At 39.0% G+C, this 21604-nt stretch carries 20 protein-coding genes; 9 read left to right on the forward strand and 11 right to left on the reverse strand.

Going from position 1 to position 21604, the window contains the following annotated elements; all coding sequences use genetic code 11:
* Nucleotides 1–13: 13 nt before the first annotated feature.
* A complete protein-coding gene (rnr, locus tag AAHM81_RS04270) occupies nucleotides 14–2161 on the reverse strand; it encodes a ribonuclease R (protein WP_342265263.1) in 2148 nt (715 codons plus the stop codon).
* A gap of 98 nt (nucleotides 2162–2259) precedes the next feature.
* Here rnr and AAHM81_RS04275 point away from each other — a divergent pair, with 98 nt between their 5' ends.
* On the forward strand, nucleotides 2260–2403 hold the full coding sequence (locus AAHM81_RS04275; protein WP_342265264.1) for a hypothetical protein: 144 nt from the start codon (nucleotides 2260–2262) through the stop codon (nucleotides 2401–2403).
* 4 nt (nucleotides 2404–2407) lie between these two features.
* Here AAHM81_RS04275 and ybeY read toward each other — a convergent pair whose 3' ends face one another.
* Nucleotides 2408–2848, reverse strand: a complete 441-nt coding sequence (gene ybeY / locus AAHM81_RS04280) for an rRNA maturation RNase YbeY (RefSeq protein WP_342265265.1) — start codon at nucleotides 2846–2848, stop codon at nucleotides 2408–2410.
* A 99-nt stretch (nucleotides 2849–2947) separates the two neighbouring features.
* On the opposite strand from ybeY, the gene AAHM81_RS04285 reads away from it, so the two are divergent.
* The 3 genes from AAHM81_RS04285 (at nucleotide 2948) to AAHM81_RS04295 (ending at nucleotide 7388) form a co-directional block, all read left to right on the forward strand.
* Complete coding sequence (locus AAHM81_RS04285; protein WP_342265266.1) at nucleotides 2948–4573, forward strand: 1-acyl-sn-glycerol-3-phosphate acyltransferase; 1626 nt, start codon at nucleotides 2948–2950, stop codon at nucleotides 4571–4573.
* Nucleotides 4548–5561 carry an NAD(P)H-dependent glycerol-3-phosphate dehydrogenase gene (locus AAHM81_RS04290; protein ID WP_342265267.1) on the forward strand — a complete coding sequence of 338 codons (1014 nt, stop codon included), beginning with the start codon at nucleotides 4548–4550 and terminating at the stop codon, nucleotides 5559–5561. The genes AAHM81_RS04285 and AAHM81_RS04290 overlap by 26 nt, the downstream gene beginning before the upstream one ends.
* A gap of 138 nt (nucleotides 5562–5699) precedes the next feature.
* Nucleotides 5700–7388 (forward strand): ABC transporter ATP-binding protein, encoded by a 1689-nt coding sequence (locus AAHM81_RS04295; RefSeq protein WP_342265268.1) that lies wholly within the window; start codon nucleotides 5700–5702, stop codon nucleotides 7386–7388.
* Between the two features lie 60 nt (nucleotides 7389–7448).
* On the opposite strand, the gene AAHM81_RS04300 is transcribed toward AAHM81_RS04295, so the two are convergent.
* The 4 genes from AAHM81_RS04300 to AAHM81_RS04315 form a co-directional block, all read right to left on the reverse strand.
* Nucleotides 7449–8420: an FKBP-type peptidyl-prolyl cis-trans isomerase gene (locus tag AAHM81_RS04300; protein ID WP_342265269.1), complete on the reverse strand. Its 972-nt coding sequence runs from the start codon at nucleotides 8418–8420 to the stop codon at nucleotides 7449–7451.
* A gap of 9 nt (nucleotides 8421–8429) precedes the next feature.
* Nucleotides 8430–9434, reverse strand: a complete 1005-nt coding sequence (locus AAHM81_RS04305) for a DHH family phosphoesterase (protein WP_342265270.1) — start codon at nucleotides 9432–9434, stop codon at nucleotides 8430–8432.
* Nucleotides 9435–9505: 71 nt separating this feature from the next.
* Complete coding sequence (locus AAHM81_RS04310; RefSeq protein WP_342265271.1) at nucleotides 9506–11272, reverse strand: SurA N-terminal domain-containing protein; 1767 nt, start codon at nucleotides 11270–11272, stop codon at nucleotides 9506–9508.
* Nucleotides 11273–11385: 113 nt separating this feature from the next.
* Nucleotides 11386–11859, reverse strand: coding sequence for a YcxB family protein (locus AAHM81_RS04315; protein WP_342265272.1), 474 nt, complete (start codon nucleotides 11857–11859; stop codon nucleotides 11386–11388).
* A 306-nt stretch (nucleotides 11860–12165) separates the two neighbouring features.
* Here AAHM81_RS04315 and AAHM81_RS04320 point away from each other — a divergent pair, with 306 nt between their 5' ends.
* Together AAHM81_RS04320 and AAHM81_RS04325 are read left to right on the forward strand one after the other, a co-directional pair.
* Nucleotides 12166–13566 (forward strand): sodium:proton antiporter, encoded by a 1401-nt coding sequence (locus AAHM81_RS04320; protein WP_342265273.1) that lies wholly within the window; start codon nucleotides 12166–12168, stop codon nucleotides 13564–13566.
* A gap of 43 nt (nucleotides 13567–13609) precedes the next feature.
* Nucleotides 13610–14362, forward strand: a complete 753-nt coding sequence (locus tag AAHM81_RS04325; RefSeq protein WP_342265274.1) for a hypothetical protein — start codon at nucleotides 13610–13612, stop codon at nucleotides 14360–14362.
* Between the two features lie 7 nt (nucleotides 14363–14369).
* Here the strand turns inward: AAHM81_RS04325 and AAHM81_RS04330 are convergent, their stop codons facing one another.
* Entirely contained in the window at nucleotides 14370–14681 is a 312-nt protein-coding gene (locus tag AAHM81_RS04330; RefSeq protein WP_342265275.1) for a DUF167 domain-containing protein, read from the reverse strand.
* Nucleotides 14682–14945: 264 nt separating this feature from the next.
* Here AAHM81_RS04330 and AAHM81_RS04335 point away from each other — a divergent pair, with 264 nt between their 5' ends.
* A complete protein-coding gene (locus tag AAHM81_RS04335; protein WP_342265276.1) occupies nucleotides 14946–15713 on the forward strand; it encodes an ankyrin repeat domain-containing protein in 768 nt (255 codons plus the stop codon).
* Between the two features lie 986 nt (nucleotides 15714–16699).
* Here the strand turns inward: AAHM81_RS04335 and AAHM81_RS04340 are convergent.
* The 4 genes from AAHM81_RS04340 to AAHM81_RS04355 form a co-directional block, all read right to left on the reverse strand.
* Nucleotides 16700–16906 (reverse strand): hypothetical protein, encoded by a 207-nt coding sequence (locus AAHM81_RS04340; RefSeq protein ID WP_342265277.1) that lies wholly within the window; start codon nucleotides 16904–16906, stop codon nucleotides 16700–16702.
* Between the two features lie 156 nt (nucleotides 16907–17062).
* The gene (gene gyrB / locus AAHM81_RS04345; protein ID WP_342265278.1) at nucleotides 17063–19012 is read right to left on the reverse strand and encodes a DNA topoisomerase (ATP-hydrolyzing) subunit B; all 1950 of its coding nucleotides are present in this window, start codon (nucleotides 19010–19012) and stop codon (nucleotides 17063–17065) included.
* A 64-nt stretch (nucleotides 19013–19076) separates the two neighbouring features.
* Nucleotides 19077–19373 (reverse strand): Smr/MutS family protein, encoded by a 297-nt coding sequence (locus AAHM81_RS04350; RefSeq protein WP_342265279.1) that lies wholly within the window; start codon nucleotides 19371–19373, stop codon nucleotides 19077–19079.
* Nucleotides 19374–19398: 25 nt separating this feature from the next.
* Nucleotides 19399–19752: a DUF4296 domain-containing protein gene (locus AAHM81_RS04355; protein WP_342265280.1), complete on the reverse strand. Its 354-nt coding sequence runs from the start codon at nucleotides 19750–19752 to the stop codon at nucleotides 19399–19401.
* 152 nt (nucleotides 19753–19904) lie between these two features.
* On the opposite strand from AAHM81_RS04355, the gene AAHM81_RS04360 reads away from it, so the two are divergent.
* Both AAHM81_RS04360 and tsaB read left to right on the forward strand, forming a co-directional pair.
* Complete coding sequence (locus tag AAHM81_RS04360; protein WP_342265281.1) at nucleotides 19905–20801, forward strand: DUF3822 family protein; 897 nt, start codon at nucleotides 19905–19907, stop codon at nucleotides 20799–20801.
* 58 nt (nucleotides 20802–20859) lie between these two features.
* Nucleotides 20860–21528, forward strand: coding sequence for a tRNA (adenosine(37)-N6)-threonylcarbamoyltransferase complex dimerization subunit type 1 TsaB (gene tsaB / locus AAHM81_RS04365; protein WP_342265282.1), 669 nt, complete (start codon nucleotides 20860–20862; stop codon nucleotides 21526–21528).
* Nucleotides 21529–21604 lie beyond the last annotated feature (76 nt).

The raw sequence follows: 21604 nt of genomic DNA on the forward strand, positions 1-21604 counted from the left end.
ATACATTGCGCTGCTAACATAACCAAAAATTAATATAGCGCTTATCTAAATCGCAACTTTTTACTTTTACCTTGACCATATCCCCTAAGCGGTAACATTTTTTGGAGTGTTGTCCTACTACTTGAAAGTTGTGTTCTTCAAAGATATAGGTATCATCGGTAAGGTCTGATAAACGTACCATGCCTTCACATGCATTAGATATAATTTCTATATACATATTCCATTCTGTTATGCCACTAATGATGCCTTCAAATATTTCGTCTTTTAAATTTTGTATAAATTCTACTTGCTTATACTTTATAGAGGCCCGTTCTGCATTTACAGCAAGGCATTCCCGTTCTACAGCGTATTGACATTTTTGTTCGTAAAATGCTATGTCATAAATGCGTTCGCCTTTTAAATATTTTTTCAAAAGACGGTGTGCCAATAGGTCTGCATACCTTCTAATGGGTGAGGTAAAATGGCTATAATGGGCAAAGGCTAGGGCAAAGTGAGGATCAGGTTTTGTGGTGTAAAGCGCTTTGGCCATAGAGCGAATGGCCAGTGACTGGATGATGTTTTCTTCTTGCTTGCCCTGAATAGCCTTTTCTAATGCGTGCATGGCTTTATATATAGGTGCTTTACCTACCTTTATTTTATATCCTAGTTGCTTTACAAATAAAAAGAACTCATTGAGCTTATCTGGATCTGGATGATCATGGGTTCTATATATAAAAGTAGGCCCTAGTTTTTCCTGTTTTTGTTTTAGCTTGGCTACATAGGTGGCTACTTCTTTGTTGGCCAGTAACATAAACTCCTCAATGAGTTTATGGGCATCTGTACGGACCTTTGGTATCACCTGTAGTGGTTTGCCATCGGCATCTAGCTGAAATACCAGTGCTCTGGTTTCAAAATTAATGGCTCCTTTTTCAAGCCGTTTTGCCCGCAGTTGTTTGGCTAGATTATTCAATAGGGTAAGTGCTTGATGAAAATCTCCTGTTTGGTTATCTATTGCTGCTTGGGCTTCTTCGTAAGCAAATCTTTTGTTCGAATAAATAATGGTTTCCCCAAACCATTTGTCATAGATTTTTCCTGCTGCATCCAATTCGAAAATTGCTGAAAAAGTTAACTTGGTTTCGTTTGGACGTAGAGAACATAGCTCGTTAGAAAGGAGTTCTGGCAACATCGGAATACAACGATCTACGAGATAGACAGAAGTGTTACGGGCATAGGCTTCTTTATCTAGCAAGCTGTCTGGCAATACATAATAACTTACGTCTGCAATATGAATGCCTACTTGATGGCGGCCATTGGCTAATGGTTGATAGGAGAGGGCATCATCAAAATCCTTGGCATCTGCTGGATCTATGGTAAAGGTGGGTATGCCTCGACAGTCTCTTCTTTTGGTTATTTCTTCCTCTGGAATAACTCTAGGTATATTTTTAGTACTCGAAAGCACCTCTTCTGGGAAAGTGTCTTTTAAACCAAACTCCGCCATAATGGCATGCATCTCTACTTCATGCAGACCAGCCTGACCAAGATGCTGTACTATTTTACCAGTCAATTGATTATTGAGGTTGGTAAACGAGGTCAATGCAATGACCACTTTATCATTTTTTTTAAGTATAGCCTGTTTTGCTTCTTTTAATAAAACAGTGTAGGTCATCCGTTTTTGTTCAACCACTGCTTGGGGCTGCTCTCCAGTGGCGATGATGCGCCCGATTACCGGTGCCGTATTGCGCTCAATAATTTCCACTACAATGCCCTCTGGTCGCTTACGACGCCCAGTTGGCAGCAAACGCACTTTAACCAAATCCTTATCTAATGCAGATAATAGGTTTTTTTGCTGTACCAATACATCTTTGGGTTGATCCGGTGCTACAATGTAAGCATATTCAGGACGGACATAATCTACTCGGCCTGTTACATAACAAGTAGGCGCGTTGGCATGCAGATAGCGCCCTCTGCTTATTTTTTTAATGCTACCTTTATGCAAAAGGGCTGATAAAGCTTTTTTTACTTTTGCTTTATCTGATTTTTCCTTGACCTTTAGTGCCATACAGAGTTGTTGTAGCGTATAGGATTGGTTGGAATCTTGTTGTAAGGTGTCTATAATAGACTTAGTATAGTCTTGCACTTCCATGGTGTTTTTGGTCTTAGGGGTGGAGGTGTGTATAGGCATAATTTTGAAGATAAAAAAGTGTTTCGTAAGATACGGGATTTACATATTTTTTTCAAAAACCAATTGTATACTATCCTTATGGCACATGTTGTAAAAAGGTGCTTATCGGCCTAACCTGTGATGCTACAAAGCTCAATATGACAGAGGCAGCTGTTGAAGTGCATGAAAAGGATGATACAAACAATTTTCAGGTGATGCCTCGTAAAAATTTTACAGTTAATAGAGATGGTTATTTTCATTAACCCTTTAACCCTTTAACGCTAAAATTGGTCTGAGTTGGTTGAGGTAAAAATCTTCTTTTGATCTCATAATCAATTTTTCTTCTGAATTATGATCATTATAGCCCAGTAGGTGTAATAACCCATGTACCATGACCATATAGAGTTCTTCTGTTTTTTTTCGGTTATAGGTCTTAGCATTTTCATGAACCCGTTCAATGCTTATATAGATGTCCCCTAAGATGGTTTTTGTACCTGTGGCGTAGTGAAATGTAATGACATCTGTTAAGGTGTCATGGCTCAAGTAGGTGATGTTTTTACCATATAAATAGTTATCTGTACAAAAAATAAAGTTGAGCTGGTCTAGCCCGTACCCCTCTTGCCAGATGACGTCTTGTAACCAAGCAGAGATTTTTCTTTTTTGTTTTAGCCTAAAATTAATTTCTTCTGAAAAATAATAAATATTCATTATGATCTTATTATCTTGCAATACCAAATGATCAGGTAAACCCTTTCATGTAATCCATTTGGCCGTAAATTACGGCTTATTCTGTTCAAAAGATACAATATGTCTACCCAAGATCAGTTTATGCCTATTGAGCCGCAAGCCAGTCGTTGGCCTATTACCATACTCCATCAAAACCAAAAAGCCTTTTTAAGGGAGGTGGTGGACAAAACTTTTCAATCTTTGTATGCACGCTACCCAATGGATGGGGAACTTTACCGAATATTGGCGCAAACAGCTTCTAGAGAATTGGCTAGAATGGAGTCAGATCCATGGAGCTGTGACCCTAAGGATGACCGTTCCTTTTGGGAGGCTATGGTAACTTCCATTGAAAATAAAATAGAAGCTACTAAGCTTTTAAGAATGGTTATAGAACGCTATGTAAGGGAGATTTGTAGCCATTTTAGTGTGCGTCATTATCAGTGTATCGCTAGAGGGGTACACCATACCTTTATGCACCTGCTTAAGCCTCATTGTGTTGGCTTTGGACCAGAACGTTGGAATTTGCGCCACAAAGGGTTACAGGAAAAGTTTCATTTGATGGGGCAGACGCATATGATGCGTGCATTGGCGCAAATAGGTACGATTGTGATCGTACCTACTCATACGAGCAATTGGGACTCTGTTGTGATAGGATTGGCTATGAAGCAATTGGGGTTGCCGCCCTTGACTTGGGGTGCGGGACTGAATTTGTTTAATAATAAGGGGTTTCGTTATGTTTTTAATAAGCTAGGTACGTATAAGGTAGATCGACGTAAAAAGACCATCCCCTACTTACAAGCACAGAAAGATTATGCTTGTTTGACGCTGGAATGGGGCTGTCATACATTATTTTATCCGGGTGGCACCCGTAGCCGCTTGGGGGCTATAGAGGCTGATTTAAAATTAGGTTTGTTAGGTACTCCTTTTGAGGCACAAGAAGGTAACTTTCACAACCAAGGGGTAACTGCTAGGAAGCTGTTTATTGTTCCAATGGTACTCAATTACCATTGTGTCTTAGAAGCCTATCAATTGATACGTGAATCGGTGCAAATGGAGCATGTGGCCTCTTCTCTGGTGCAGCAAGGTTGTTGTGCTACTAACTTACTGTTTAGTAAAAATATATTACTTAAGGGTTCGGAAATATTTGTTAATATAGGCGCCCCCTTAGATGTAATGGGAAATAGGGTAGATAGCCAAGGGCGTAGTTATGATGATCAGGGCCAAGAAATAGATTTATACCAGCAGTTTCTTGATCTTCCTATAAAGACGGCTGCTAGAAAGCGTTCAGATGATTGTGTTAAAACGCTTAGTCGTAAAATTGTAGCAGCTTATTACGCTATTAATACGGTGCTTAGCAGCCATCTAGTAGCTTTTGTTGCTTATGAATTGGCGCAAAAGCGCGAAGGGTTTTCAATGGACCTGCCCCATATCACAGTTCATTATACTGATTTTATGGTGGCTTTTGAGCATACCTATCAGGCATTGCAATTGCTTTATATGTCAAAAAAAATCGATTTTACCCCTATTCTACAAAATGGTTCGTTGGAGGATATTGCCAAAGATGGATTGGCTAAATTGGGGGTATACCATGCGCGAAGGCCATTGGTGGCAACAGAAAGTGGCGATTTGGTGATTCAAGATCTTTTGACATTATATTATTATCATAATAGGCTGACTGGCTATGGACTCGAAGCAATTTTTTCCTAGTAAAATGGTAGCGGTTTTAGGGGCAGGGAAATTTGGCACTGCCGTTGCAAATTTAGTGGCACCCAATGCAAAGTGTGTATGGCTCTATGACCATAAAGCGGAACGTGCCCTTGCATCACAAATGAACCGGACCAGTTCGGGGCAACCGTTGGCGGCTAATGTGGTGGTTACGAATGATTTGGCTATGGCCTTACATACTTGTTTTGTTGTTTTTCCAGTAGTACCTGCTGCTAAGTTTCGTGGATTGATGCGGCAGATTGCCTCAGATCTTAGCACAGATCATATATTGATACATGGTACTAAGGGATTGGATTTTTCCCAAGATGGTGTCCTGTTGCCCAATAGGGGGGTGACTACTATGAGTGAAGTCATCTTTCAAGAAACGGTAGTGCGACAAATTGGTTGTCTGGCTGGCCCTAATTTGTCTACAGAGTTGGTGAAAAAGCACCCAGCTGTTACAGTGGTTGCCAGTACTACGCCTAAGGTTTTATCTGTGGGAAGCGCGCTTTTAACCAGTGACTGGTTTCGCGTCTACACGAGTCAAGAGCTGCTCAGTGTAGAAATAGGTAGTGTGCTGAAAAATATTTTTGCCATTGGTGCGGGTATAATAGGAGGTATGGGTTATCAGGCTAATACCTATGCTTTTTTCATTACCAAGGCTATCTCAGAAATGTCTTCTATCATGGACACGATGGGCATTGGTAAGTGTGCGTTATTGGGACCAGCGGGTCTAGGAGATTTGTTGGCCACTTGTGGTAGTGTAGCTAGTAGGAACTATACCATTGGCTACCGTTTGGCACAAGGAGAAAGGCTAACCGATATCTTAACTACTACAAAAGAGGTTTCTGAAGGGGTGCAAACGGTTAAAGCCATTTACCATTTGATGCAATCTTATGGAAGCAAGGCTTCTATAACGGAAACTATCTACCGCATGCTTTTTGAGGAATTTTCATTGAAGCAAGGAGTTGATGGGCTGCTTGGTCTGTAATTGTAAGGTACTGGGTTTCCTGAGCAAGCAGTAGCTGAAAAATCAACCTCTGTAGTAACATACATTATCTCCATGCAGACGAATCCATTTTCATTTTTATGGTCGATTATAAAGCCATATAAATACCAATATCTCATCATGTTTATTGCGCCATTTAGTAGTGGCATCTATCCGATTATCTACAGCTACGCTGTCAAGCTATTAATTGATTTATTTACTCAACATGAACAGATTACTATTGAAAATAGTTACAGACCCATAGCCTGGTTTCTAGGGGCCCAAGTGATTCTTGATGGTGGATGGCGTGCACATAATTGGGCTCAATTAAAATGTATGCCTGGCATTGTACAGCGTATTCTATATCAGGTTTGTACCCACTGTTTTGATCTGCCTTATAATTATTTTCAAACAAATCTTTCAGGTTCTATTGTAGGTAAGATGAAGGGGATTGCTGATAACTACTTTAAGTTGCATCAGGCAGTTGAATATAAGTTTAGTAAACCGTTGTTGGTTACATTATTTTCTGGAATGGCACTAGCCTTTACCAATATAAAAATATTCTTTTTTGTACTCATATTTATTATTATCTATGCACCAATAGCCTGTGGATTTTTTACAAAACTTGCTAGAATGGAGCAAGCAAAACAAAATTCTTGGTACTACCTATTTGGAACAGTTGCTGATCGTATGATTAACATCTTCACGATCTTTTCTTTTGCTACTAAAAAGCGTGAGTTACAAAAAATTCAAGATTATTATAATGATATACACAAACCATTACTCATCAAATATTATAAATATGATTTAATTGTATCTATTATATTAAGTTTATTCTATTGGATATTTTTGATTGGGCTATTTTGTTATGTGATTTGCTTGCGTAATAGTGGCCAAATCTCCGTTGGAGATATTGCTTTTATTATCTCGCTTACCTTTTCATTTAGTGAAAATTCTTGGGATACAACCTGTCAACTTAAAGATTTTTTGGAAGATATTGCTGCTTTTCGTTCGGCATTTACCATTATGCAAATGGCTAAAGATACCATTGATAAGCCTGATGCAGTGGAATTAAAGGTTTCAAAAGGTGCGATTTTATTCCAGAATCTATCATTCGGTTACAGTGATGACCATCTTATTTTTCAAGAACTGAATCTTTCCATCCAAGCTGGTCAAAAGGTTGGTATGGTTGGAGCTTCTGGAGCTGGAAAGTCTACCTTAATGGCTTTGTTGCTTAAAAATTTTAAACCAAAAAGTGGAAACATTATTATTGATAACCAGAGTATCTATGATGTTTCTTCCGATAGTTTGCGTGCGCAGATAGCACTCATTCCGCAAGATATCATGTTATTCCATCGTTCTATTGGAGAAAATATTGGGTATGCTAAAGCCGATGTTACACAAGCTGAAATTGTGCATGCGGCAGAAGTAGCGGGCATCCATGCCTTTATAGAAACACTTCCTGATCAATATGATACCCTGGTAGGGGAAAGGGGAGTTAAACTAAGCGGTGGGCAACGTCAACGCATTGCCATAGCCAGGGCTATGCTAAAAAATGCGCCTATTTTGATTTTAGATGAAGCTACTTCTGCGCTTGATAGCGATACGGAACAAGAAATCCAAAGGTCTATTCATGCCATCTTGGAACTACATCATGCAACCGTTATTGCCATAGCACATCGTCTTTCGACTATCAAACATTTGGATAGAATTGTGGTTATGGAAGGGGGAAGGGTTGTTGAAGATGGAAGTTTTTTGGACTTATTGGCCATTCCAGATGGTAAATTTAAGCTGCTTTGGGAGCACCAGGTGGATGGAATGGGGGTGTGAAAATAGTATGGCCGTTTATAGAAGAAATTTTTATAAACGGCCATAAGCAAGACGATTGCATTAGCGCACATCTATGACCTCAACCTCAAATAATAGAATGGAATTTGCAGGAATAAGATTGCCTATAGCATCTGGACCATAGGCTAAAGCAGATGGTATAAAAAAACGTGCTTTTTCATTTTTTTTGAGTAATAACAAACCCTCGTCCCATCCTTTAATAACATAACCCACACCTACCTGAAACTCAAGTGGCTGATAAGGTCTTTTTGGATTATACAGGTTATGCGCTTTGGCAACCTCCTCTACGCTGGTATCAAAAATAGTACCATCTAATAGCCTACCGGTATAATGAACTTTAATGGTCTTGCCCTCAAGAACAGGTGTAGCCTCTTTAACAGGCTGGTCAATAATATAAAAAAGACCAGAATCTGTGGAAGATGCCTCAATGTGATGCTTGGCTAAATAGTCGGTAATGAGCTGTTTATCCTTAGCTAGTTGTGTAGTACGACGTGCTTCTATCATTTGGTTGTATGCTTCATCGGTCATAATCTTATCTAATTTAATATCCATTACTAGTTCGTCTTCTTTATTTAAATTCAGTGCTTTTAAAGTTTGCTCCAACTGTTCTAGATTTTCTTCTCCTAGGTAGTATTGAGGTGTGCATTTAAAGAGCATGCGTTGCTTTTCTTGCATCATACCAACCATATGAGCGATCTGCTTACTTTTGGATTGAAAGGTTTTGTCAAATCGCAAGAAGAAAGGCTCCGGTTTGTTGATGAACACTAATTCCTTTTGGCTATTTTGTTTGTCTTTTGCCCTTTTTTTAGGTACTGCTTTCATGATAAGAGAGAGCCCGATCCATTCACCCTCCTTGACGGTGCGTCCATTGCCTTGCCTACCTATCGACTTATAAGAAAGACCAGATGGGGTGGTTAGAAAAGGATAGCCATAAGAATGGTATTGATGATTGTACCAGGCCAGCCCTATGGCTAGTGCTAGCAATATCCAAGCGTATATTATTTTACGTTTCATATGATTTAGTTAGAATTTGAATGGAAGCTCTTTTAATATTTTTTCAAAACGGTCTACTGTTTCAGTTAAACTTAAATGGGAAATACCTCCTGCAGCATTTTTATGCCCTCCACCATTAAAGTATTTTTTTGCAATTAAGTTAGCTGGCAGCTCACCAACAGATCGAAGGGAAAGATATACCATATCATCTTTTTCCTTTAACACAGCAGCTAGCGATATTCCTTTTAGCGAAAGTGCATAGTCTACTAACCCTTCTGTATCGCCACTCTTTAAATCGTACCTTTTATAATCGTCTTTTTGAATAACAAAGTAGGCTACGCGTAGTGCTGGTAGTACAACCAAACGCTGGCTCACTGCAAAGCTAAAAAAATGAAGCCTATTGAGTGGTTTGTTGTCATAAATAAGCCGTTGTATGCTAAAGGCATCTACGCCATATTCTATTAAATCTGCTGCAATACGATGGGTTATAGGCCTGGTATTTGGATTTTTAAAGGAGTTGGTATCGGTTACAAGACCGGTATACAAACAAGTGGCAACGGGTAGGGTTATTTTGTCTTTTTGGCCTAATGCTTCAAAAATTTGAAACAATACCTCTGCACTAGCAGCTGCTTTAGGGTCCCATAATAACAGATTGGCAAAATTTTCCGGCTCTGTGTGATGGTCAATGATAATCTTAAACAGATCAGGTTGTTTCAAGATATATGCCCATTCATCTAAACGGCTAGCAGTAGAAAAATCTACACAAAAAAGCAGATCCATGTCCTTTATTTGCGCCAATAGGGCTTCTTGTGTGTGGTGGGCAGCTACTACTACAGTATCTATTGCCGGTAGCCACGATAGAAAAGTAGGATATTCGGTTGGCGCAATTACATGAACGGAATGTCCTTGTGCCCTTAGAAATAAAGCCAAAGCCAACGAAGTTCCAAGTGCATCCCCATCAGGTCTGGCATGCATGACCACTGCAATCTGCTTAGGACTAGCTAATTGTTCTTTTAGAATAGATATATCGTACATATACAGGCAATCTAATAAAAATTTATGATATGGAAAAATGAGCGTATCTCTACCAACATGGACCAATCAGCTTATTCGATCTTATACCTTTCATCCCTAACTTCTGCCAATGCTTCCATAGCAGTACTGATGTAATAGGTTTGCATCCATCGTTCTATCTGACCTATCTGGGTGTGATGATTTTCTTGAATGGCTGTTTGATCTTTGCTTTTTACATAAGCAAGGTAAATGCCTGTATCATCAATAATCGGATCACTGATTATATTTAAGCCTAAGCCAAAACATTTACCTATAAAGGCATGAGCTTTTTTGAGATGAGGGGCATCATTTTCTAAAAAGTGTAACCGTTCTATCGATTGTACGGTTATATCTTGACCATATTGTTCTGCTATACCCTGGAGGGTAGTAGCTTCAATTTGTTTTAGCTTATCCAAAATAATTTTGGATTTTTCTTGATGGAGTACTTTTTGATATACTTTTCGAAAAACTGAATCTAAAGGAACCAAATCACCTGCTTTTACTTGGTCTACCATAACAGCCAATAGATAAACATTCCCTAAGTCAAAAAGCGGAGAAATTTTACCTATACGTCCCTCATTGTACAACCAGCGTACTACCTTTCGGCCATTTGTATGGGATCCGATAGAGCCATCAGATGGTGCAACAGTTTCTTGTTGAATGGATAGGTTCGCATCGGTAGCTAATCTATCGAAGTCAACTGTTTTTTTTACGCTACCAGTAAGCTGTTGTACCTTCCTAAAATGCTTATTTCGTGTATGGTCACTAACCATAGCCTTTTTCTCAATGACTGCAATTTCATAATTACCTTTCTCTTCTTGAACCAACTTATAGATGATATGAAAGGAATCGCCAGCAATGGGGCCTACCACCATCCCTTTTTTTAAGGTGTGCTTTATAGTGGTAAAAGCAGTAGGAAGTGTCTCCGTTGTGCAGACCAAGCGGGTAGCTGAAAGATTGCCATCTGTATGTTGTTTGGCAAAGGCATAAGGATCGGTAGTAGTGGCAAATTGCGCTGTAAGGGAGGTGAGTGCTTTTTGAAAATCTGCATTATCCTTTTCATCTGGTTGAATGGGGAAAGTAATATACTTAATGGTTCTGCTTTCTGATAAAGCTGTATAGTGGCTTTTGTGGGCAACCATGTAATCCAGTAGTTGCTGGTTGGTCAGCCGCACTACATCATTTTTAATGGAATGAAAAGGAATGTGTAGATAATCCACATTACAAAACAGACTGGCATGTACTGCAGTTTGCGCTGTTTCTAATGTGGTCGTAAAGCAACTTTGTATCATAAGTTGACGCAATTTCTCTTTGGCTCTTTCTAGTGCAAGTTCTTTTTCCACTTGACACCACCACTCTTGTTGACTTTTAGATAAATTGCTCAGGTAAGTCAATAATTTTTGTTTATCAAACGCATTTGTTTTGGGATCTTTAAAAGCATGCTTAAGTTTTGCATCAATATGTTCTCCCTGTACCAAGTCGATTAGTTCTTGGGTGCCTACCGTAAGGCCGGCTTGATCTATTTCTCTGATATAAAGCATGTTTTCAACTAATTTAGACCATGCATAGTCACGAATTTGGTCTTCTGTTGCTTGTTGATTATTTTGCCTGGAGAGATTATGCTGGATGGTTTCATAAACTTTACGGTAATCGATATAACTGATTTTTTTACCAGATAATTTGCCAATTGTACCTTTACTACTAAAAAGATAGGGCACTACACGTGCCAGTTCACCACCTAAAAACATGATCACCAAAAAGGCTATGACTATCACTACAAAAGTATTGCCACTTTTTCTAATATTTCCAAGAATTGCCATTTATATACATCATTTAAATTTAGACCTAATCTGGGTAAGCTGCACCCAGCATAACTACGAATTTACCGCCTAATGAGATAGAATCAAAATAGCGGCTACCTGGCCAGTGGTGGTTACTTCAATAGTCCCTTGCGTTGCAGTACAGTTGTAAAAAATTTGATCTCATTATCTCCATGAAAGATTTTAAATGGAAGGTAAAAAAACTGCACCTTAGATAATACCAATAGAAAATATCCCTTTTTTTTATAGGCCTTTGTAATTTCTATCCATGGTATGGGCATCGTTTGCTTGGTATTGAGCTGCATCATTATATGTTGATTATTGATTTCATAAGCTACGCGCTCAAACATAGGACGACTGCTATCTAGCTGGGTGAGTCCATAGAATTGAATCACCCAAAAAATTAGATAACAGATCAAACCTATTATACCAATTACCACAAACCAGATCGTTCTTATAAAGAAGGTGCTGCTCATAAAAAGCGCCAGAATGGGAAAAATCCACCATTGCATGCGTAAAATATTTTGCATGCCTAATTTTACATACAGGCTGCTCGACATTTTATACTTTTTTGTTTTGACAATCATAATATTTGAATGCTAATTTTATAAAAGCCTGGTTGGCTAGACGATTAGCCCCCTTGTCGAAAGCTATTTGTGATGAGCAGGTTTTAGGAGAAGCGCAGTCGAGCACCGCAGCATACTAAATGTATGTGAGGAGCATAGACCAGTTTCGACACCAAAATTGCCATTAGAAATAGGTTTCGAAAAGGGGCTATTGTTTTTTGCTTAAAACACCCGATGAATATAGTGATTTTACCCATAACTTAACTATATTGCCTGCGTTTAGTTATCACGATGAGTTGACCATAAAGTCTAGAATCTATGTTTGCTATGTTACCATTATTATCCCATAAACCTGCTATGGATATCCTATCCAATGGAGGTCATCATGGCATTGCTGCAGCTAGTAGCCCAATGGCTCCTCCATTTTGGCTCGCGTTGCCTTTTATACTTTTGTTATTGATGATTGCTACTGCTCCCCTTTTTTTTGCTGATTTTTGGCATAAGCATTACCCTAAAATAGCCATATTGTTGGCTGCATTTGTAATGGGTTACTATTGTATCGTGTTAAAAAACACGATGAAGCCTATAGAAGCAGCGGCCGAATATATACAGTTTATGGCTTTAATCACTGCCTTGTATATTGCAACTGGTGGTATTGCTATTAAAGTAGATGCACGTGCTACCCCGCTGGCCAATATGATTTTACTCTTTTTAGGAGCCTTATCTGCTAACGTAATTGGTACAACGGGTGCTTCTATGCTTTTTATCCGACCTTATTTAGGCTTAAATAAAGGTCGTATTAAGGCTTACCATATTGTCTTTTTTATCTTTATAGTTAGTAATATAGGAGGCGCATTAACCCCTATTGGAGATCCTCCCTTGTTTCTGGGCTTTCTTAAAGGGGTCCCTTTTAAATGGACTTTGTTACACAATAGCCTCCCTTGGATGGTGATGCTTTTGATGCTGTTATCTATTTTTTACTTTTTTGAGCGCAACAATAAGATGGCCTTGGATGGTAATCCTTACCAAGGACGCATTTCTATTGCAGGCAGTAAAAACATTATTTGGTTGGTGATGATTATTGGCGCGGTCTTTTTAGATCCAACGATTTTTCCTTGGTTGCCTACTATTAATTACCATGGCCATCCCATTTCTTGTATACGTGAGTTGATCATGCTAAGCATAGCCACCATTGCTTATTATACTACCAACAAGGAGCTGTTGCTGGCAAATGGATTTAGTTTTGCCCCTTTAAATGAGGTTTGTTTAATCTTTATAGGTATTTTTGGTACCATGATCCCAGCACTGGAATTAATTGGTAGCTTTGCTGCATCTGAAATAGGCAAACAGTTGATTACGCCTACTACTTTATACTGGGGGACGGGGATCTTTTCCTCTATTTTGGATAATGCACCTACCTATCTCAACTTTGTAGCGGCTAGTATGGCGGCACAAGGGGCCAATATTGAAGTGGTGGCCAATGTGCAAGCATATGCAGCAGGAGGCATCTATCCTGATTCAGTCATTCGATTAAGCGCAATTGCTTTGGCTTCTGTTTTTTTTGGTGCTATGACCTATATTGGCAATGGTCCTAACTTTATGGTTAAAGCGATTGCTGAGCAGGCAGGCATCACCATGCCTTCTTTTGGGAAGTATATCTTTCGGTTTTCTATGCCTATTTTGCTTCCTTTGCTTTTTATGATTTGGGTCTTTTTCTTTGCATTGTAAACCAATAAGGGTCTTTCTGGGATCATAGCTATACATCATCGAAATGGGGAAAATAGTGCGCAGGATGGTCGCTTTGTTTTTAACGATTGGTCTATGCTTATCGCTATTATGGGCGCAAAAAAAGCATGCTGCTTTGGTATGCCAGGAGATAGCAATCGTTATCAAGGACCATGCAGGCCAGTCTTTGATACGCTCCAAAGAGATAATAGATCTGTTGCAATCCACCCATACCATTTCTTTACAAAAAACACTGCTCAAAAATATTGATGCGTATGCCATACAACAGCAGCTTAAAAGCCACCCGCTTGTAAAAAAGGTATTGGTCTATAAAACTTGGCGTGGTACTTTAACCATTTGGTTGGCAACCAAATGTTTGATTGCTCGTATTGTTAGACCTCTTTCAAACCCTAATGATATACCCTGCTACCTGGATGAACAAGGTGGCTTGATAGCAGCCAAAGGACTGCCCCTACTTCGACTACTTGTTGTAACCGATGACCATATAGTTGCAGCGCACAAAAGGTTATACGATCACGACTTGTTGGTATTGTTGCAATATATTTATCAGGATCCATTTTGGAGGGGTCAGATTACAAGTTTGCAGGTAGATGCTACTGGCAAAATCATACTTGGCACACAAGTAGGGGGGCATCAAGTAATATTTGGAAAGGCAGCGCGCATAGAGGAAAAATTTGAGAAATTATGGCTTTTCTATAGCCAGGTTATTCCTTATAAGGGGTGGAAAGCTTACCGTTGTGTAAATGTAGCCTTTGAAGGCCAATTGATTTGTACCTGAATCGATATTAAAAAAGGGTAAGGAGTGGGGTTTTCCTCGGTAGTTTTTCAGCCAATCGGTCAGACCAGGATGCTATCTTAAAAATTTTATGACGCGCAGTAGCACCACCTACTAAGGTAATATTGCTTTTGGCTATATTCAATGTTTTGGCCAATAGCGCTATAATCGCCTTATTGGCTTTACCTTCTTGAGCAGGCGCCATAACACGAAGTTCTAGTATATATTTCCCTCCTTCTTGTATCCAGCCTTCAATTTTGTCCTGGTGGCTTTTAGGCTTTGCATAGATATGCAAAAAATAGGCTGAGTGCAAGTTATCCATCAAATCTATAACCTGGTAAAGGAGCGCTATTCAGAAAAGTGATAGGCTAAAGTGTGTTTTCTTTAATAAAAGAACAGTAAAAAGTTGATGCATTCTCTTGCACCATATCTATAAATATAACTATATTATAGGATAAATACAAATGCATTTGGCTATTAGGGTTAAGTATTCATATTAAGTTATAAGTTAAAAAAAGACTTATTCTTTATATAGGTATGATTATAGTATTGCTTCTTCTCCCTCTTTTTTCAACCGTTGATCAATATGCGCTTCATAAAAAATATAGATATACAGAGCATTAAGTCTGTCAGTTTGCTAGTCCTTATGTGGGCAAGTGGTTTATGCACGATTTTAGGCTGTAGCAAGTTGCCTGTGCAGTATGGCACTCCCAAAACATCCGTGCCAGGCAATTTTGAAAGGGTAGAAAGACTAAAGCATACTTTTTTGTCTCCTATTATGGATATTAGTAAGCGATATAAGCATAAGAAGCATCTATTTTTACATGGGTTGTGCAAAAATATAGGCGCTTATCGAGAAGGGTTGAAACTCTTATATGAGGAGAAGGAGTGGTTCGATCTATGTGTCCAATATACCTTATGGCTTTCTAAGTTTATTTATAATCACAGGAGATCATTATCTATATTAGATGAATCTGGATATACCCCTGTACATTGGGGAGTGGAAACTTTTAATGTAAAAGAGCCGTGTGAAGCGAAGCTTTTTAAGCTGTTAATTACAGCATATAGTTTGTTATTGGCTGAAGGTGTTGGTGTAAATGTTAAAAGTTCCAAGGGAGATACGCCTTTGCATTTAGCATCGTTTCGTCCACATATCCTAGAACTGGTTAAGATGTTACTGGATGGTGGTGCTGATGTAAATGCTCCAGATCAGAACGGGGCTACTGTTTTAGATCTAGTAAAAATGTGTAACCCAGAAAATTGTAACCGGGAGGAAGTAGTTCAGCTACTATTGGCCTATGGTGCTACATCGAATAATCAGGATGGACAGTTAAAAGTTCAAATATGGCTTTAAAAAATGTATCTATTCACGCCTGTGGTTGGGGCCCCTTATCTCCTTCGATAAAAAGTCTGGCCCGATAGTAAATAGCTGAATCGATATCTTTCTCAGCGAGAAAATCGTAAACTCAGCCCGCAAGCGGGCTTCAAACAGACGATTTTCTAATCCGCTGAAAAAGATATCGCTCAGGTGTTCGTGTTTTACTAGAGCGCCATTTTTTATCGAAGGAGACGTGGGGCTGATAATGATAAGAAAATCTATTGTCGCCGCCGATAAAGGAATGCGGCGCTTCAGTAAAGCGGAAGTTTTTAAACAATCTATTGTTCAGCGGATTAGAAAAACAGTCTGTTTGCAGCCCACAAAGTGGGCAAGTTCTGTTTTTCCCGCTGAACAATAGATTGTTTCATTGCCTTTACTGCGCGCCAAATCTTTTATCGGTGGCGAAAAGTACTGCATATACCAATACTCCATGTAAAAAATGCTGTTCTATTTAATAGTCAATAATATATCACTCTTAAGTTGACGCTATTGTGTGTTCAATGCTATGGCGGTGAGGTCCCCCACTTTTTACCGAGGGCTTGATTTTTGTCCACTTCTTTATCAAGAAAAAAGTGGAATACAATTCATTACTAACCAGTGACGTGAGTAGATACTAAAAAATAGTTTCCATTCAATACGTTATCTCTTTGTACTTAATTTGGAAACAATGAAACCTGAATCCTTACTCAGCTACTAAAACAGCAGCGGAATAGCCTTTTTTATCAAAGGCTTCAATAAAAATTTCATTAGCATAGCTAAGAAGCCCCCCTGCACAGAACCATATAACTCTTTTTTGACTTCTTTTTTAGCTTTAAAAAAGCACCATAGGGAAAGTCCACCAAAAAGTGTTCCGCCACATAGTAATAATTTATTAGACATAAGTTATAGAAATTAAATATAGGGGCTCAGGGGAACACAAAGAACGATGGATCCCCTGTGCTTCCCTATTGCATTCCACTAGCCTAATGCAAATAGTCCTTAACTGTGCTTTTAACAGCATCAATTGCTTCTTCAGCTTTTTTAGAAGATGATTGCACACAACCAGAAAACTGCTTAGCCTTATTTTGGATTGTTTTGGTTACTCTTTTTTTAGTGTCGTCGCAGACCAACACCCCCAATATGGCGCCTAATACTAGGCCAAATCCTAGGTAATATACATTTTTAGACATAATTTTACTTTGATATAAAGCGTTGAATCGTTAAATATATATGAAACAATTTATTGAATTGAGACAACTCAATGCAATGAAACCATACCAATATACTATAAAAAGATAAAATATAGTAGCCTCTAATAGATCCCTATGTGCAAAATTGGTTGAAAACTAAACATCTAATTTAGCATATTTAGCATACCGTTCTATAAACTCCCTGCGGGGTGGTACTTCATCGCCCATTAACATAGAGAAAAGATGTTCTGCAGCCAGCGCAGAGGCTATGGTTACCTGTTTTAGGTTTCGGCGGTTTGGATCCATGGTGGTGTCCCAGAGTTGGATTTCATTCATTTCACCCAAACCTTTATAACGTTGTACAAATACGGCATCTGCTTTTCCATCTTTCAGGCTAAATTGGGCTACGCATGCTTCTTTTTCTGACTCTGTCCAGCAATATTGTGCTTCTTTGTCGCGCTTCACTAGATAGAGTGGGGGAGAGGCAATATAAAGGTATCCCTTTTCTATAATGTCTCGCATGTAGCGAAAGAAAAAAGTTAAAATAAGGGTGCGAATATGGCTGCCATCTACATCTGCATCGGTCATAATCACAATTTTGTGGTAGCGTAATTTATCTAGATGAATGGCTTGGTCGTTCCCATCGGTGCCCATGGCTACGCCTAGTGCGGTGATCATATTTCTGACCTGTTCATTCTCATATATTTTGTATGCTTGAGCTTTTTCTACGTTGAGAATTTTACCTTTTAGTGGAAGAATAGCCTGGAATCTTCTGTTTCTACCCATTTTAGCTGTACCGCCAGCAGAATCACCCTCTACCAAAAATAGTTCACAAAGGGCAGGGTCTCGTTCGGAGCAATCTGCTAATTTACCAGGCAAGCTGCTACTCATGAGCACATTTTTACGTTGTACCATTTCACGTGCTTTTCGAGCAGCTTGGCGGGCTTGGGCCGCTATGATCACTTTATTGATAATCAATTTGGCTTCCTTGGGATGTTCTTCTAAGTAGTAATGTAATACTTCGGCTACACAGCTTTCTACGGCGCTCTGCACCTCTGCATTACCTAGTTTGGTTTTGGTTTGTCCTTCAAACTGCGGTTCTGCCACCTTTACAGAGATTACAGCGGTTAGCCCTTCTCGAAAGTCATCTCCAATAATCTCTATTTTGGCTTTTTCTAATAAACCAGATTTATCTGCATAGTTTTTTAAAGTACGGGTCAGGGCTCTTTTAAATCCAGTGACGTGCATGCCCCCCTCAATGGTATGTATGTTATTGACATAGGAGACTACTGTTTCAGAATAGCCTGTATTGTAGGTCATGGCGACCTGCACCACTACATTATTTTTTTCTCCTTCTACAAGAATGGGAGCAGGCATAATGGCCACTTTAGTACTGTCTAAGTGGGCGACAAATTCCAGTAACCCTCCTGCAGAATGGAAGGTTTGCTGAAAAGGATTGCCTTGCTCATCTCGTTCACGGCGATCTTCTAACTCCATCTTTAGCCCTATATTTAAATAGGCCAGCTCCTGTAACCTGCCTACAATGGTATGGAGGTTATAGACCGTAGTGGTAAAAATAGAGCTATCTGGAACAAAATGGACAGTAGTACCGCGTAGATCTGTATCCCCTACTTCTTTAACAGGATAAGCAGGAATGCCTTGGGCATATGCTTGTTTGTAGATCTTTCCATTTCGGTATACGGTGACCTCTAGGTGGGCCGATAATGCGTTCACACAGGAAACCCCTACACCATGTAGGCCTCCAGAAATTTTATAGGTATCCTTATCAAATTTACCACCTGCATGCAATACCGTCATGACCACTTCCAAAGCAGATTTTTGCTCTTTGGGATGTATCTCAGTAGGGATACCACGACCATCATCCCATACGGTAATTGCATTGTCTTCGTGAATAATAATGCCAATTTTACTACAATAGCCTGCTAAAGACTCATCAATGGAGTTATCTACTACCTCCCAAACAAGATGGTGCAACCCCTTGATGCCTACATCTCCAATATACATGGCAGGACGCTTGCGAACAGCCTCTAGCCCTTCTAGGATTTGGATGTTATCTGCTGAATAGTCATTAACGGTTCGGGTCATCTTTAAAAGCTGGTTTAAACAAAAAATGTATATACGAAGATAATAGGTTTAGCCGAAAGGAACACTATATTTCAACTATTGTCATGCCAGCCATACAGTATATGGGGCTTTGGAGGACTATCTCTTTTACCAAGGGGTGATGGTGTAAATAGTCCCGTATGGCGCTACGCAAAATCCCCTTTCCCTGCCCATGGATGATTTTTAATCGGCTGTGGCCCAATAACAAGGAACGATCTAGAAATTTTTCCAATGCCAACAGTGCTTGGGCTTTGTTGAGACCATGCAGATCAAGTATTGGATCAGCTTGTTTAGATGGCAGACGCATCGTAATAGCATTCGATGACTTAGCTTTTTTCTGCATAGATGGAGGAAATTGTTGTTAAAAACTAAAGAGCGTGTGCTTCTAAATCTAGATATACTTTTTCATATACTTCAAGTGACCTCTCTAAAGAATCTTCTAGATAATATTTTACACTCTCCTTAAAAGCTTGCGGATCTACCGCGTATAGTGCTAGTATTTTTTGATGGTGTTGGTGGCGCAATATATCTTGCTCTTTTTGAGGATAGGAGCTATGTAGCAACCAATTATTGAGTAGCTCTAGATCTCTTACCACATGGATAAAAACTTCTTCATGGATGATCGTAGTGGGTGGATGTTTGGTAGAGATCATTGTAAATGAGGCCTTACCTACCCCATATAATACCAATGAGGCTAAAAGAATAGTAGCTATTTTGTTCATGCTGTAAACAAGAGGTATGATAATGTATTTCATGTAAAGTTAAGTAAAAACCCCTATATTGGCCATACTATTCCCTAGAAGGTAACTAGGTTTTTCAGGAGCCTCATTACATGTTTGTATATAAGGAATGATAGCGCATATAAAGATTGATTATGGAAGTTTTCCCAAGAAAAATTCTTTCTGTTATTCACAAATTCAACTTTGATAAAAGCATCAACTACCACTTGTCTATTAATATAGGCTATGGCTTTATTAAAATATGTTGCATAGAACGGACGACACAAGAATGCTTGCTATTGGGTATATATGCACTTCCGTTGGATAAAAACCACGTCAGCTATATCAAAAGTTTGGAGCAATTTTATAATCAAGATTTTTTTTTGATTAAAAAGAATTGGCGTTCTGTTACCTTATCTATCTCCAATCAAAAGTTTACCATTTTGCCCCATTTGTTGCTCAGTACAAAGGATTTATTTACCTATATGCATGTTGCTTGTGGTGTAGACCCCACTGATGAAGTCATCTCTTTTACCCATGCATTGGCAAAAGTGTCTGTTGTATTTGCAGAAAATGCTGCTGTCTTGGATTGGTTTAGAAAGCGCTACACTGGTAGTAATTTTCATATTATCCATCAGGTTAATGCCATTATAGAGGGATACCAAATAGAATGCGTATCTAAGCCAGAATTATTTGTTTGGTTGGCGGAGGACTATTTGTATATCATTGTCCATAACAAAAAAAAATTACTTTACTGTAACCTTTTTACTTATAAATCATCTGATGATTTTTTAAGTTATTTATCGGCTGTCATCCAGGTTATGCACTTAGAACGCACCTCTTGTGCCTTATTGGTAGGTGGATGCATTGAAAAAGGGTCACCTGCCTATCGTCAGTTAAAGGCATATATTCCCAAGACCACCTTAAAAACTAAGATTAATTTCTTACACGCAAATCCATATGTTTTTAAAAAAAGTGGTACCTCGCCTATGTTGTATTTTGATCTGATCAGCAGTTTTCTTTGTCATACCCATAGTAGCGCATGGCAATAGTGCGCTTGCAAAACTCGATTGTCGGTAAAATCTATTATATTTAGACAAATATGTCTGTATGTCCCTTATTTTAAGCATTGAAACCGCTACAGCTGTTTGCTCTGTTGCATTGCATGACGCCGGTAAGCTTATAGCGCATACCGAACTTTTCATGGAACGATCTCATTCGGAGTATTTAGTGTCCATTATAGAAGATTTACTAAAAAATAGCTGTTATGATCGTAAATCGCTGGCTGCTATAGCCATTTCTAGTGGACCTGGTTCCTTCACTGGGTTGCGGATTGGTACTGCAGTAGCTAAAGGCCTTTGCTATGGACTAGATATTCCACTTATCTCGGTTGGCACGCTAGAAGCTATGGCCTATGGCATGCGTCCATTTGTTGATGGGAATATGCTATTATGCCCGACTATTGATGCGCGACGCAACGCTATTTATACCCTTATAGCTGACCAATCAGGGAAGCTGCAACGACCTGCACATGTGGCGTTGTTGGATAGTAAGGAATATCATGCTGCACTTCCGGGTGGCCCTTTGCTTTTTTTTGGGGATGGGGTATTAAAATGTAAACCATTCCTGGTCGACTATCAGCATATTCAATTTATAGAACAGGTAGTCCCTTCTGCTATACAGATAGGTTATTTAGCCTTTGAGCAGTTTCAGCAACAGCTTTGGAAAAATATTGCCAGCTATACACCTTATTATTTAAGCCAGTTTCAAGAAAAATAAAGGAATATGTAATATTTATTTGGTTTTTTTTTAGATTAACCTTAATATTGCTGCTATTAAGTCATTTGGTGGGGCG

It is taken from the genome of Cardinium endosymbiont of Philonthus spinipes, from assembly GCF_964030745.1.
In the GTDB taxonomy this organism is placed as follows: Bacteria; Bacteroidota; Bacteroidia; order Cytophagales; family Amoebophilaceae; genus Cardinium.

Bases quoted from the DNA above. Each gene is read 5' to 3' on its own strand.
- rnr (WP_342265263.1), bottom strand. From the start codon at position 2,161: ATGCCTATACACACCTCCACCCCTAAGACCAAAAACACCATGGAAGTG.
- ybeY (WP_342265265.1), bottom strand. From the start codon at position 2,848: ATGAATATTTATTATTTTTCAGAAGAAATTAATTTTAGGCTAAAACAA.
- AAHM81_RS04285 (WP_342265266.1), top strand. From the start codon at position 2,948: ATGTCTACCCAAGATCAGTTTATGCCTATTGAGCCGCAAGCCAGTCGT.
- AAHM81_RS04290 (WP_342265267.1), top strand. From the start codon at position 4,548: ATGGACTCGAAGCAATTTTTTCCTAGTAAAATGGTAGCGGTTTTAGGG.
- AAHM81_RS04295 (WP_342265268.1), top strand. From the start codon at position 5,700: ATGTTTATTGCGCCATTTAGTAGTGGCATCTATCCGATTATCTACAGC.
- AAHM81_RS04300 (WP_342265269.1), bottom strand. From the start codon at position 8,420: ATGAAACGTAAAATAATATACGCTTGGATATTGCTAGCACTAGCCATA.
- AAHM81_RS04305 (WP_342265270.1), bottom strand. From the start codon at position 9,434: ATGTACGATATATCTATTCTAAAAGAACAATTAGCTAGTCCTAAGCAG.
- AAHM81_RS04310 (WP_342265271.1), bottom strand. From the start codon at position 11,272: ATGGCAATTCTTGGAAATATTAGAAAAAGTGGCAATACTTTTGTAGTG.
- AAHM81_RS04315 (WP_342265272.1), bottom strand. From the start codon at position 11,859: ATGATTGTCAAAACAAAAAAGTATAAAATGTCGAGCAGCCTGTATGTA.
- AAHM81_RS04320 (WP_342265273.1), top strand. From the start codon at position 12,166: ATGTTACCATTATTATCCCATAAACCTGCTATGGATATCCTATCCAAT.
- AAHM81_RS04325 (WP_342265274.1), top strand. From the start codon at position 13,610: ATGGGGAAAATAGTGCGCAGGATGGTCGCTTTGTTTTTAACGATTGGT.
- AAHM81_RS04330 (WP_342265275.1), bottom strand. From the start codon at position 14,681: ATGGATAACTTGCACTCAGCCTATTTTTTGCATATCTATGCAAAGCCT.
- AAHM81_RS04335 (WP_342265276.1), top strand. From the start codon at position 14,946: ATGCGCTTCATAAAAAATATAGATATACAGAGCATTAAGTCTGTCAGT.
- AAHM81_RS04340 (WP_342265277.1), bottom strand. From the start codon at position 16,906: ATGTCTAAAAATGTATATTACCTAGGATTTGGCCTAGTATTAGGCGCC.
- gyrB (WP_342265278.1), bottom strand. From the start codon at position 19,012: ATGACCCGAACCGTTAATGACTATTCAGCAGATAACATCCAAATCCTA.
- AAHM81_RS04350 (WP_342265279.1), bottom strand. From the start codon at position 19,373: ATGCAGAAAAAAGCTAAGTCATCGAATGCTATTACGATGCGTCTGCCA.
- AAHM81_RS04355 (WP_342265280.1), bottom strand. From the start codon at position 19,752: ATGAACAAAATAGCTACTATTCTTTTAGCCTCATTGGTATTATATGGG.
- AAHM81_RS04360 (WP_342265281.1), top strand. From the start codon at position 19,905: ATGGAAGTTTTCCCAAGAAAAATTCTTTCTGTTATTCACAAATTCAAC.
- tsaB (WP_342265282.1), top strand. From the start codon at position 20,860: ATGTCCCTTATTTTAAGCATTGAAACCGCTACAGCTGTTTGCTCTGTT.